This is a genomic window from Marinobacter antarcticus, from assembly GCF_011049865.1.
Taxonomy (GTDB): domain Bacteria; phylum Pseudomonadota; class Gammaproteobacteria; order Pseudomonadales; family Oleiphilaceae; genus Marinobacter; species Marinobacter antarcticus_A.
Genome location: NZ_DRGY01000046.1, coordinates 17,683 through 29,469, shown reverse-complemented (window position 1 = coordinate 29,469; position 11,787 = coordinate 17,683). Strand labels below are relative to the sequence as shown.

Genomic DNA, 11,787 nt, shown 5'->3' with positions numbered 1-11,787 from the left:
GTTTATTCCCCCGATTCATCGTGCCCCGACAGACTAGGCAGGCGCCGAACAACTGGCGCCATAGCGATAGCACGAGAAGCATCGGTGGTGTCGCAACATCACCCGCTCCTCCATGCTTTCCGCCAGCGTACCGCCCAGATCGTATTCCGGGTCGTCGTCCACCAGCGTGCACGCATAAACCCGCACCGCATCGCCTTTCTTCACCAGCATGCGGGTGTACGTGCACATGAAATGCGCACGACTATCGACGGTGGGGTACTTCTCCATACAGTTCTCGGTAATCTCAGGGCTGCCGTCCTCCGAGCCCGGCGTACCCAGATCAGGAAACGCCGTAAACGCCAGGCTCTCCGGAATTTTCCATTCCCGGAAGATCCCGCGAAACGCCGTTTCTACCTCTGCCGGCACTTCATCAGGATCGGTCTGGCGGGCAATAGACACCTTGAAACCCTGTTCAATCAGCCAGTGAATGCCTTCCAGCGCCTGCTCAAAACTGCCGTCGCCGCGATCCTTGTCGTGGCGGGCGCGGTCAGGGAAATCCAGGCTTACACGGAAGTGAATCGGATAGGGGTTGTCCAGCAATGGCAACACCTGATGCCGACGCTTCAGCAGCGGCTCGGTGGCGTTGGTCAACACAAAACAGGGGCGATGATGGCTTGCGTAATCCAGAATGTTCACAAAATCACGAATCACGAACGGTTCGCCACCGGTGAAGGAAAACTGCTCCACGCCCATATCCATGGCCTCGTGGATAAACGGCTTCACATCGCTCAGTTTCATCCCGGGAATGCGGCCATCGCCAGGATGGCTGCCTTCCAGACAAAACGGGCAGGCCAGATTGCAGGCGGTACCGGTGTGGATCCACAGCTCTTTGAGCGTATTCGCGTCAATATAGCCGCGGGGATCGCCGTTGCGGGTGCGGGTCCAGCTGTCGCGAGCTCTGGGCTCAAGCACTTCCACGGCCGGAATGCGTTTACTACGGGCCGGTCTGGTTTCGGTCAGGGGCATAGATGCTCCTAGGTGTGTGATATTAATGCGTCACGTTTGTGGTAGCGGATGAACGGCGCTGGTTTTTGCCGCGCCGCCAACCGTGCAACTTTTCCAGTAGTTTGAGAATGCCCTCAGGGGCATGGGCGCGCTTCCACTCACCGGCCGCAAACTTGGCCGATTCGTTCCAGGTGGGGTACGGATGAATGGTACCCAGAATCTTGTTCAGGCCCAGGCCGTGCTTCATGGCCAGCGTAAACTCCGCCAGAATTTCAGCGGCGTGGGCGCCCACAACCACGGCGCCGAGGATTTTGTCCTTGCCCGGCGGCGTGAGCACCTTGATGAAACCATAGTTGTCGCTGTCTGCAATGGCGCGGTCGAGATCATCCAGACCGTAACGGGTAAGCTCGTACGCGACGCCCTGTTCTTTCGCTTCCGCTTCGCTCAGGCCCACACGGGCCACTTCGGGCGAGGTGAACGTTACCCAAGGCATAACCCGGTAGTCCACATTGAAGCGTTTGAACTGACCGAACAGACCGTTCACAGCGGCATACCAGGCCTGATGCGACGCAGCGTGGGTAAACTGGTAAGGCCCTGCCACATCGCCGCACGCGAACACATTGGGGTACCGCAAGCTCATGTCGTCATCCACCGGCACTGTGCCATTGGGCCGGGTTTCAACGCCTATCCGGTTAAGATTGAGGCCGGCGGTATTCGCCGCCCGACCAACAGCCACGAGCACCTGATCAAACGGGATACGCGCCCGCTCGCCTTTGTGATCGCAATAGACCACCTTCTCGCCATCTTCCATGCAGAATTTCGCAGCGGCATGGTTCAAGCGCAAATCAATACCATCGGCCTCAAACTGCTTCTTCACCAGGGCGGACACATCGTCGTCTTCTTTAGCCAACAACCGGTCACCCATTTCGACCTGGATAACCTTGCTGCCCAGGCGCACAAAAGCCTGGGCCAACTCCGACCCGATGGGTCCGCCGCCCAGAACCAACAACCGTTCTGGCTGCTCGTCCAGTTCCCACAAGTTGTCTGAGCTCAACGGATTCATATCTTGAAGGCCGGGTATCGGAGGCATGGCCGGCTTGCCGCCGGTTGCCACCACAATGCTACGCGCGGTCAGGCGCTCCGTGCGCCCGTCGTTGTGTTTCACTTCCAGTTCCCAGGGAGATACGAAGCTGGCCTCGCCGAAGATGCAGTCCACACCCAGCTTTTGGTAGCGTTCGGGAGAATCGTGGGGTTCCACCTTTGCAATCACGTCGCGAACCCGGTTCATGATGTTTTTGAAGGAACCCTTTACCGGCACAGATTCCAGCCCGTAACGGTTGGCATGGCGCATTGTGTCTGCCGCTTTGGCACTGCGAATCAACGCTTTCGAAGGGATGCAACCGGTGTTGAGGCAGTCGCCCCCCAGCTTGTGCTTTTCAATCAGCGCTACCTTCGCCTTGACGGCAGCCGCGATGTAGGCAGCGACCAGACCGGCCGAGCCGCCACCGATCACCAGCAGGTTGTAATCAAAGCTCTCAGGCTTCTGCCAGCCCGCGTACACCCTGCGACGGCGTATAAAGCCCACCACAACCTTGGCAATCAGCGGGAACAGCCCAAGCAACGCAAAGGAAATCAGCAGATCGGCGGAAACGATGTCGCCGGTGGACTGGATCTGGCCCAACTGGGTGCCGGCATTGACATAAACAAAGGTCCCCGGAAGCATGGCGATCCAGCTGACCAGTGCGTAGGTCCGCAACTTCATCGCTGTAAGACCCATGGCCAAGTTGATCAGAAAGAACGGGAATACCGGCACAAGTCGCAGGGTTGCCAGGTAGAAAGCGCCGTCCTTTTCAATGCCCCGGTCCATTTTCGCCACCGTCTCGGCATAGCGTCGGCGCAAGGTATCGCGCATCAGGAAGCGGGCGACCAGAAACGCCAGAGAAGCACCGATGGTGGAGGCAACCGACACCGCCGCCAAGCCGTACAAGTTACCGAAAAAAGCACCGCCAGCGAGGGTCATGATCGTCGCCCCTGGGAGCGACAGCGCTGTGACCACAACATAGATAGCCACAAAGCCGAGCACCGCTACCACCAGATTCTGCCCAATCCAGCTCTCCAAAAGCTGCTGGTTATCCTTGAGATTCTGTAACGTCAGCAGGTCATTACCACCGCTGGCGATAAAGCCGATGATCACTGCCACGATCAACCCGACCAGAATCCATTTTTTCGATGTCATGAAATAATCCTTATTATCATTAACGTGATACCGCAAAGACACGCCAGTCGCGAAAGTGTTGAATCGGCCGCTTCCGTTTTGTTTCCTTCAACGGTTTCTTCATGTTGTACGTTGTTCAGCCCGGCATTGTGTCAACGATTGCTCATGAATATCTAACAATTTGGTCACGGCCCCGGTGGATGACCCGCCGGGGGCTTTTCGCCAGCTTTCCAAACTTACTGCTATTCTTGAACAATTGCTCATAAGAAAAAACAGCACAGCTGGCGCCAGGCGGGCACTTCCTTGAATGCCAATGACCAACAACCGAAGATAGCTCCCAACCAAAACGGAGAACGCGAGACCGATGAAAGCATCTGACTTATTCGTAAAAGCGTTGGAAAATGAGGGAGTCCAGTACATTTTTGGCGTTCCCGGCGAAGAAAATCTCGATTTACTGAATTCATTAAAAAACTCGAGTATCCGATTGATTCTCACCCGTCACGAACAAGGCGCGGGGTTCATGGCCGCCACCTATGGCCGTTTAACGGGTCAGCCCGGCGTCTGCCTGGCAACGCTTGGTCCTGGCGCAGCCAATCTGATCACGCCTGCGGCTTTCGCCCAGTTGGGCGCCATGCCGATGCTCATGATTACCGGGCAAAAACCGATCAAAACAAGCAAGCAAGGTCGCTTTCAAATCCTCGACGTGGTGGATGTGATGCGCTCGGTTACTAAATTTACCAAGCAGATCGTCAATGGCAACACCATCGCCTCATTGGTGCGCGAGTCGTTTCGCCTGGCCATCGAAGAAAGGCCAGGGGCGGTGCACCTGGAATTACCGGAGGACATCGCAGACGAGGAGTGCGCGGAGATGGTTTTTCCGCCCATTGGTCATCGCCGCCCCTACGCCACGGACGACGTGCTGCACAAGGCAACCCGCATGATCGAGGCGGCAAAAAGCCCACTACTGCTGATCGGGGCAGGTGCCAACCGCAAACGTGTCAGCAAGGCATTGACGGATTTCGTCGAGGCCACCGGCATTCCGTTTTTCACCACCCAAATGGGCAAGGGAGTTGTCGACGAACGCCACCCTCTTTACCTGGGGTCAGCCGCCTTGTCCGACCACGATTTTATACATTGCGCCATTGACCGGGCGGATCTGATTATCAATGTGGGTCACGATGTCGTGGAAAAGCCACCGTTCTTTATGGAACATGGTGGCACGCAAGTCATTCATGTGAATTTCTCACCCGCCGAGGTGGACGCGGTGTACTTCCCCCAGCTCAACGTGGTGGGGGATATCGCTTTTTCCGTGCAACAACTGGCGAAGCTTATTGAAAAAAAACAACATTGGGACCTGTCCTTTTTCAAAACCATCAAAACAGAAATAGACCAGCATCTGTCAAAGTATTTTCACGACACCCGGTTCCCGATGCTGCCGCAACGCCTGGTACATTTGCTGCGGGAAACTCTGGCGGAGGATGCGATTCTCTGTCTGGACAACGGCGTGTACAAAATATGGTTTGCCCGCAACTACAAATGTTACTCCGCCAATACCATGCTGCTGGATAATGCACTGGCCACCATGGGCGCGGGCTTGTCCAGCGCCATCATGGCCAAGATACTGTACCCCGATACCCCAGTCGTCGCTGTCTGTGGTGATGGCGGCTTCATGATGAATTCACAGGAACTGGAAACCGCGGTCCGCCTGAAGCTGAACCTCGTGGTGATCATTGTCAACGACAACGCCTTTGGCATGATCAAATGGAAGCAGCAAGCCATGGGTTTTGACCCATTCAGCCTGGAGTACGCCAACCCGGATTTTGTTACTTACGCCCAAAGTTACGGTGCCCACGGCTACCGGATACAAAACGACGAGCACTTTCAGCAAACCCTGGACACCTGCTTGACGTCTAGTGGCGTTCACGTCATCGAGCTGCCCGTGGATTACTCACTCAATCACGAAATTCTCAACGTCATGCTCAAGGAGAAAACATGCCAGCTGTGAACACAGCCACAGTTTGAAAGTGTTGCGGCCTTGTGATCTTAGAACCACTTCCTGAACCCGGAATACGGATCTACGCAAGGCCCCGGGGCGGGTAGTCCTGCTTCTGAATGAATTCTATGCCGGATTTCAGCATCCGCAGGTCCGGCCTTGAAAAGGGGGCATTGGCGACATCCATAATCTCGAGCGTGCCGTCCGGGCGAATCAGATAAGTGCCGGGCTCGGCAAAAGGTTGGTCAGTCTCGGCACTGCTCAAAGGATCCGAAATGAACAAACCCAAGGCACGGGCATCACGGATCGACAGCCCGTAACCTACGGCGAAGCTCAGGTCATTATCGTCTCGGAACTGTCTGGCTTTTTCCTCCGGATCCGTGGAAATGGCAATGATATCCACATTGATCCCGTCAAACTCGTTCTTGACGGTTTCTATCTGGCTCAGGTAGGCCTTACAGATAGGACAATGCAGACCACGATAGACTACAACCAGTTGCCACCGGCCATCATCCGGACGTCCAGGCTCGATGGCCTGATCATCCAGTATCTTCAGACGGCAATTTGCAGCCGTTACCAGATTTCCCCGAATGGCCGGACATCCAGCTCGAAGGTCCAGGCTGACGGATCCTGATGACACAGAGTCCAGATGGCATCCGCCACGGCAGAGGGCTTGACGAAAAAATCATCCGGTTTGTCATGCAGCCACTCACGGGTGCGCGGCAAATCCACCACGCCGTCGATCACCACACTGGCCACATGAATTCTTTCTGGCCCCAACTGCCGGGCCATTGACTGCGCCAGGCTGCGCTGGGCCGCCTTGGCCGAAGCGAAAGGCGCGGAATTCGCCCGACCCCGGGTCGCCGCAGACGCACTGGTCACCACAATACTGGCCGTGTCGTGCTGGCGCAGCTGCGGCAAAACCGCCTTGGTCGCCGCTACGAGGCCCTGGACGTTGGTGCGCCAGTTGGCCTCGAAATCGTCGAAGCTAGCCTCCTCCACATTCTTGAAAACACCAGCCCCGGCATTGTAGAGCAGCACCGATACCGGGCCGAGTTTCTGCTCAATCGCCTGGAACGTTGAATCCACGCTATCAATCTCTGTGGCATCGTACTCGTAGGCATGGGTATTCGGAATCTGTTGCACCAAGGATTCAAGGTAGTCCCGGCTGCGCGCCAGCATCGCCACCTGGAAGCCTCCCTCACTGAAACGGCGGGCCAATGCTTCACCGTTACCGGGACCTACACCAATGATCACGCACACTTTGTTCATTGAACGCTCCTTTTTTTAACCATCTCGGACATCCTTTCATTTCAAATAACAGATAACGACTCGACCAGGCCGGCCAGTTTGGCCCCTTGCGGATTTTAAAACTCAACCTTTGATCTGCTCATCGCTTTTTCCCTTTGTCACCTATTAATCTACTCTTACCTGACCGCCAGACGACCCCGGTCGGTTCCGGCGTCAGTATCATCCGGTCTTGTCGATAGCCTCGGACCAGGCATGTTGCGCTCAGTCTCTTACAGAACGTCCCCAATGCGTTGGCACGCTGCCAACATCGCATCCCACATGCTCAATTCCGTGTTGACGGACAAGGCGCACCGCAAGGCGCGCAGGCTGTTTCATCCCGCTGGCTCAGTGCGGTTTCCACATTTCCCTGCCCGGAATTGAATGCAAAGGTTGGGCTGTTCAAATGATCCACCAGGATCAGTGCCAGAATAAATCCCAGCATCACCAGGATACGGGTGCGGCTGTAAGCTCGCTCCATGGTTTCAGACCCCTTCATCAGTTTGGCAGCCGGAACCAGGACCGTAGCCGGATACCAATCAGCGAGCCGGCGAATGCGCAGGCAAACCACACCCAGGCGTGCAGACTGGCTGAGGCAATGCCGGAAAACAGCGCCCCGATGTTGCAGCCAAAGCCCAGCCTGGCGCCATAACCGAGCAGCAATCCTCCGACCACCGCCGCCAGAAACTGTCGGCCTTCGGGCTTGTTGCGACTGGCTTCATTGAACCGATTGGCCAAGCCCGCCGCGAGCATGGCGCCGAGCAGCAACCCGAAGTTCATCACTGAAGGGATGTTGGTGAGCACCGAATCCTTCAGAGCCATGGCGGGATAATCCCATTGCCAGAACTCGAACTGGGACATATTTACCCCCACTACCTCGAGGGCCTTGGCGCCCCAGACGTTAAACGCAAAGGTGATGCTCCAGGGTGCGCCACCGATGGCCAGAGTGAGGGCATTGCCGGCGGCCAGAATCAGAATTGCCCAGGTGAATGGCCAGCGGCCGCTGATCAAAGTACGCAATACCCCGTGCCCCTGGTTTTTCCAGAGCAGTTCATCCCGTTCAACATTGCCATGGGCCTTGCGCTCAATGCGGTTGACCCACCAGGCAATCAGCCCCAGGCCGACAAGCTGGGCAAGGATGGCACCGCTAATGCCGAAGGTGTTGACCAGTGGCACCGGATCGAACCCGGGCCGATCCAGCCACCAGGGCAGATGAATGGAGCCAAGAACCGCACCAGCGATAAAGAACACCAGTGTCACCACCATCCGTATATTACCGGCACCGACGGTAAAAAGGGTGCCAGAGCCACAGCCACCACCCAGTTGCATGCCCAGCCCGAACAGGAAGGAACCCAACACCAGAGAGGTGCCTACCGGGGCCACCGCACCCACCAGGCCTTCCTGGCCACTGTGCAGCATGGGCACCATGATCAGTGAGGTCACACCGAATAGCAGCAACTGGGCCCGCATGCCGGCACCGCGCTTTTTGACCACCAGGTTGCGCCAGCCGGCAGTGAAGCCGAAAGCTCCGTGGTAAAGCGCCATGCCAAGCACCGTGCCCACCACAAACAGCGCCACCATGAACGGTGCTGTTTCCAGCCAGATCAGACCACCCAACAGGGCAAGGCCAAACAGGGCGGTTGATACAATAAAACGGTCCACCTCCCAACCTGGCTGTTGCAGACCAGGCTGGAGAACTGCGGAATCAGTCATTACGTCCCCACTCAGTTAAAAAGGTCCAGGAGTTTGCTCAATCCTTTTTGGGCAACCTGCAGCGGACGGTTGCTGTCTTGAGACCATTCCGCCATGGAGCCGTCATAAAGCGCAACCTCCTGAAAGCCCGCCAGTTCGCTCAGAACGAACCAGTCCGTGGCTGCCCAGTGGCCGGTATTGCAAAAGGCAATTGTCCGGGCCTGAGGGTTCAGTTCAGCGGTGTTGACCTTATCGCTAATGGCATCCTGGTCCAGATAAAACACCTGGTTTTGCTGTTTGATGAACGAGTGGTGAGGCAGGTTTATTGACCCGGGAATGGTGCCGGGGGCCTTAGCGGCCGGAGACTTGGTTTCGCCACGAAAATAGTCCACGGGGCGGGCATCGACCAGTTGGGCCTGGGTGTCCCGGGCGGCCTGAACTTCTTCCAGACTGGCAATCAGGTGCTCCTGAAGTTCAGCGTTAAATTGCGCCACCGGCAAGCGGGCGCCCTCTCCCTCGGCATCCTCGTAGCCTGCGGCTTTCCAACCGGCAAGACCGCCATTAAGAATGGTCACTGACTCATGACCCAGTACCTTGAAAGTCCAATATACCCGTGCGGCGCTGCCGAAATCGGTCGGGCCGGTGCCGGCCGGAACCAGAACCACTGTATTCCCGTTGGCGATCCCCAGACTGCCAATCAGGCGTTCCAGGGAGCGGACCGGAGGCATCAAACCGGCCACACCGTCGCGGGTTTCCCGCCAACCATCATTGGTGTAATTGCTGTAAACCGAACCGGGAATATGGCTTTTCTGGAAGCTGCTCCGATCGCCGCCGTTATCGATGCCCGAGCGCACATCCAGCACAACAAGCTTCTCCTCATTCAGGCGCTCATTCAGCCATTGGGCATCCACCAGGGCAGGCACTCCCGGCTCTGCTCCGTAGGAAAACGCACTAAGCAGCATCAGTACAAGCAATGTCGTTAAACGATTCATCGAACCACCTCCAACTTGGAGTTCATTTTTGAACGATCATTATGGATTTTTACGTTCGTTATGCATAGGCGCGCCCCTATTCTCTTTTGGTCTATGCAAATGGAGAATATTTCCATCATTTTTTCCACGTCACTCGAAACCTGCCACCCCCACGTTGGACGGCAGATTAAGAGACCAGTCATAGTCGATGTAATCCAGCGCCGACGTCCCGGCCGCCGTAATCCCAGACGGATGCCACGAGCTGACCATCCGGACGCTCGGTAAGAATCTGTTCGAGCATGAAAAAATTGTAGGCATTAACCCAGAAGGCTACGGACTCTTTCTGAGCCTCGATGGATCCCGCGAGGGCGCCCAACACCGCAATCGCGGTTCCGGTGAACATGCCGTAAACAAGCCCCGCGGCAGCACTGATAGGCAGTGTTGGAATCGGCCCGACAACCACTGCGAGGATCATCAACAGCATCAGCAACAAAGGCCCCCATCAAGAGTGCGACAATGATCAGAAGAGTGAGGCGGGAAGGATTTTCGAAAATTTTCAGGCCACGCGGAACGGTAGCGCGACCTGAAGAGTTCTTACTGGCTCTTACTCCAGGCATATTTCTTGACCGGCTCGTCTAAGGGCGTGTCGGCAATATGGTTGATGTAGTTGCTCATCACTTTCTGTGCCAGCACCAGAATCACCTCCAGCACCTGACGGTTCTTATAACCGGCCGCGAGGAATGCCCCCAGATCATCCTGGCTGACATTGCCCTGTTTATGCATAACAGCCAGTGTGAAAATGCGCAATGCTTCCAGTTTATCGCTGGGCAGCGGCGTTTCATCCCGCAGGGCGTTGGTGATGTCGTCGGACACTTTCATCATTTTGGCGATGCCAGTGTGCGCCGGCACGCAGTAATGACAGGCATTCTCAACGTTGATGGTTTGCCAGACCACGGTTTTCTCGTCGTTGTCGAAGCTGCTGTCCAGGACCAGCTGATGCAGCTTCTGATAACCTTCAATAACCTGGGGTGATTCCGCCATTACCCCATGAAGTCCTGGAATCCTGCCCATGTTCTTCTGTGAGTTTTCCAGAAACGGCCTGGCTTCTTCCGGTGCACTGTCCAAATCGTGCTTTTTAAAAACTATCATGTTCACCTCCAGATTCATGAGTGATCGTTCAAAAACATCCTTACCGTAACTGTTACTGAACGATCATTCAAGATATAATTGAGCAAGCATTCAAAATCGCAATTAACGGTGATATCCATGGCGAGAAGTCCCAGTTTTGATCGGGAGGCGGCCCTTGGCCAAGCCATTGGCCTGTTCTGGAAGAGGGGCTATCACGGCAGCTCCATGAAGCAGATTGAACATGCTCTGGATATGCGTCCCGGCAGCATCTACGCAGCTTTTGGTAGCAAAGATGGCCTCTATTCTGAAGCTCTGGCCCGCTATGCTGAGGCTGGCGGTGCGGAGCTGGCCAGGCATATGGCCGGCTACGATTCCATTGTGGACGGGCTCAAAGGCTACCTGCGGAAAATCGCAAGCGGCTGTGTCAATAAGGACGAAGTACCCTCCCGGGCCTGCCTCATCGTTAAAACGCTGCTGGAGGCGAGCAACACACACACGGGGCATTCAGGCCAAGCACGGGAAATCCTCGAAGCTATCGAGCAATCTTTCTCGGAATTGCTGGTGAATGCTAAACAGCGGGGCGAACTGAAAGACTCAACAGATTGCGCCCGTCTGGCCCGACTGATGCAGAGTCAGATCATGGGTCTGCGCTCTATTGCAGAGCGGAACCTCTGTGCCGGGGATCTGGAGGCTTTGGGGGACGATATGGCGCATATTCTTGACGCTTACCGGAGTGAAGAATGTTCCTGAACTGGCTTGCGAAGCATCTCGCCGCTTACCTTTCCAAACAAGTTTCACAGAATTCTGTGCGCACCTCGACCTACGAAGCGTTGGAAAAAACACTCAAACCCGGAGATGTTCTGCTGATTGACGGTGAGACACGCATCAGTGTGGCCATAAAGTACCTGACCCAATCTACCTGGTCCCACGCCGTTCTCTATCTGGGGCCGGAGGCCGGGCTGGGAACAACGCCAGACGGCGAGCCGTATACGCTGATCGAGGCGGATCTGGAGTTTGGCATTCGCACCTTGCCACTGTCCTTTTACCGGCACAGCCACATGCGCATTTGTCGCCCCGTGGGGCTGAATGACAATGACATCCGTTTGCTCACTGACTATTCGCTGAGCAGACTGGGCAACCAGTATGATCTGAAAAACGTGTTTGACCTGGCGCGCTATCTGATTCAGACACCCCCGGTTCCCTCGCGACACCGGCACAAACTGCTGACATTCGGCAGCGGCGACCCAACACGGACTATCTGTTCAACGTTTATTGCCGAAGGGTTCCAGCGTTTGCGCTACCCGATACTCCCAACGGTTCAAACGTTGCCGTCAAACGATCCGCACTGCGCGAATTGTATCCGCGAGCACTTTCGAATCCGGCAAACGTCTTTGTTTACACCGCGGGATTTCGACGCATCTCCTTATTTCAAAATCGTTAAGCCAACGCTGGAGGGCAACTTCGATTTCAGAGCTTTGGACTGGACAGACTAATAATCCGCCCAGCAAGACCCGGTG

11 protein-coding genes and 1 pseudogene are annotated in these 11,787 nt (G+C 55.9%); 3 read left to right on the top strand and 9 right to left on the bottom strand.

What is annotated here, in order from left to right; translation table 11 throughout:
* Window positions 1-33: 33 nt before the first annotated feature.
* Window positions 34-1,005 carry a radical SAM protein gene (locus ENI00_RS05815; RefSeq protein WP_304100212.1) on the bottom strand — a complete coding sequence of 324 codons (972 nt, stop codon included), beginning with the start codon at window positions 1,003-1,005 and terminating at the stop codon, window positions 34-36.
* A 22-nt stretch (window positions 1,006-1,027) separates the two neighbouring features.
* Window positions 1,028-3,220 carry an FAD-dependent oxidoreductase gene (locus ENI00_RS05810; protein ID WP_304100209.1) on the bottom strand — a complete coding sequence of 731 codons (2,193 nt, stop codon included), beginning with the start codon at window positions 3,218-3,220 and terminating at the stop codon, window positions 1,028-1,030.
* A 343-nt stretch (window positions 3,221-3,563) separates the two neighbouring features.
* Here ENI00_RS05810 and ENI00_RS05805 point away from each other — a divergent pair, with 343 nt between their 5' ends.
* Window positions 3,564-5,204: an acetolactate synthase large subunit gene (locus ENI00_RS05805; protein ID WP_304100206.1), complete on the top strand. Its 1,641-nt coding sequence runs from the start codon at window positions 3,564-3,566 to the stop codon at window positions 5,202-5,204.
* 70 nt (window positions 5,205-5,274) lie between these two features.
* Here ENI00_RS05805 and ENI00_RS05800 read toward each other — a convergent pair whose 3' ends face one another.
* The 7 genes and pseudogenes from ENI00_RS05800 to ENI00_RS05770 all read right to left on the bottom strand — a co-directional run bounded on the left by ENI00_RS05800 (window position 5,275) and on the right by ENI00_RS05770 (window position 10,291).
* Window positions 5,275-5,832, bottom strand: a complete 558-nt coding sequence (locus ENI00_RS05800; RefSeq protein ID WP_304100203.1) for a peroxiredoxin-like family protein — start codon at window positions 5,830-5,832, stop codon at window positions 5,275-5,277.
* Complete coding sequence (locus ENI00_RS05795; RefSeq protein ID WP_304100200.1) at window positions 5,766-6,464, bottom strand: SDR family NAD(P)-dependent oxidoreductase; 699 nt, start codon at window positions 6,462-6,464, stop codon at window positions 5,766-5,768. The genes ENI00_RS05800 and ENI00_RS05795 overlap by 67 nt, the downstream gene beginning before the upstream one ends.
* Before the next feature lie 301 nt (window positions 6,465-6,765).
* Window positions 6,766-6,978: a hypothetical protein gene (locus ENI00_RS05790; protein ID WP_228704383.1), complete on the bottom strand. Its 213-nt coding sequence runs from the start codon at window positions 6,976-6,978 to the stop codon at window positions 6,766-6,768.
* Window positions 6,978-8,192 (bottom strand): YeeE/YedE family protein, encoded by a 1,215-nt coding sequence (locus tag ENI00_RS05785; protein ID WP_304100192.1) that lies wholly within the window; start codon window positions 8,190-8,192, stop codon window positions 6,978-6,980. The genes ENI00_RS05790 and ENI00_RS05785 overlap by 1 nt, the downstream gene beginning before the upstream one ends.
* 11 nt (window positions 8,193-8,203) lie before the next feature.
* Window positions 8,204-9,163: a sulfurtransferase gene (locus ENI00_RS05780; RefSeq protein WP_304100189.1), complete on the bottom strand. Its 960-nt coding sequence runs from the start codon at window positions 9,161-9,163 to the stop codon at window positions 8,204-8,206.
* 325 nt (window positions 9,164-9,488) lie between these two features.
* Window positions 9,489-9,641 (bottom strand): annotated as a pseudogene (locus ENI00_RS18620) (TVP38/TMEM64 family protein); the annotation flags it as partial.
* Window positions 9,642-9,736: 95 nt separating this feature from the next.
* Window positions 9,737-10,291 (bottom strand): carboxymuconolactone decarboxylase family protein, encoded by a 555-nt coding sequence (locus tag ENI00_RS05770; RefSeq protein WP_304100186.1) that lies wholly within the window; start codon window positions 10,289-10,291, stop codon window positions 9,737-9,739.
* Between the two features lie 117 nt (window positions 10,292-10,408).
* Between ENI00_RS05770 and ENI00_RS05765 the strand changes: the two genes are divergently transcribed.
* The gene (locus ENI00_RS05765) at window positions 10,409-11,020 is read left to right on the top strand and encodes a TetR/AcrR family transcriptional regulator (RefSeq protein ID WP_304100183.1); all 612 of its coding nucleotides are present in this window, start codon (window positions 10,409-10,411) and stop codon (window positions 11,018-11,020) included.
* The gene (locus ENI00_RS05760; RefSeq protein ID WP_304100180.1) at window positions 11,011-11,763 is read left to right on the top strand and encodes a lipo-like protein; all 753 of its coding nucleotides are present in this window, start codon (window positions 11,011-11,013) and stop codon (window positions 11,761-11,763) included. Before ENI00_RS05765 ends, ENI00_RS05760 begins: the two co-directional genes overlap by 10 nt.
* Window positions 11,764-11,787: the final 24 nt, after the last annotated feature.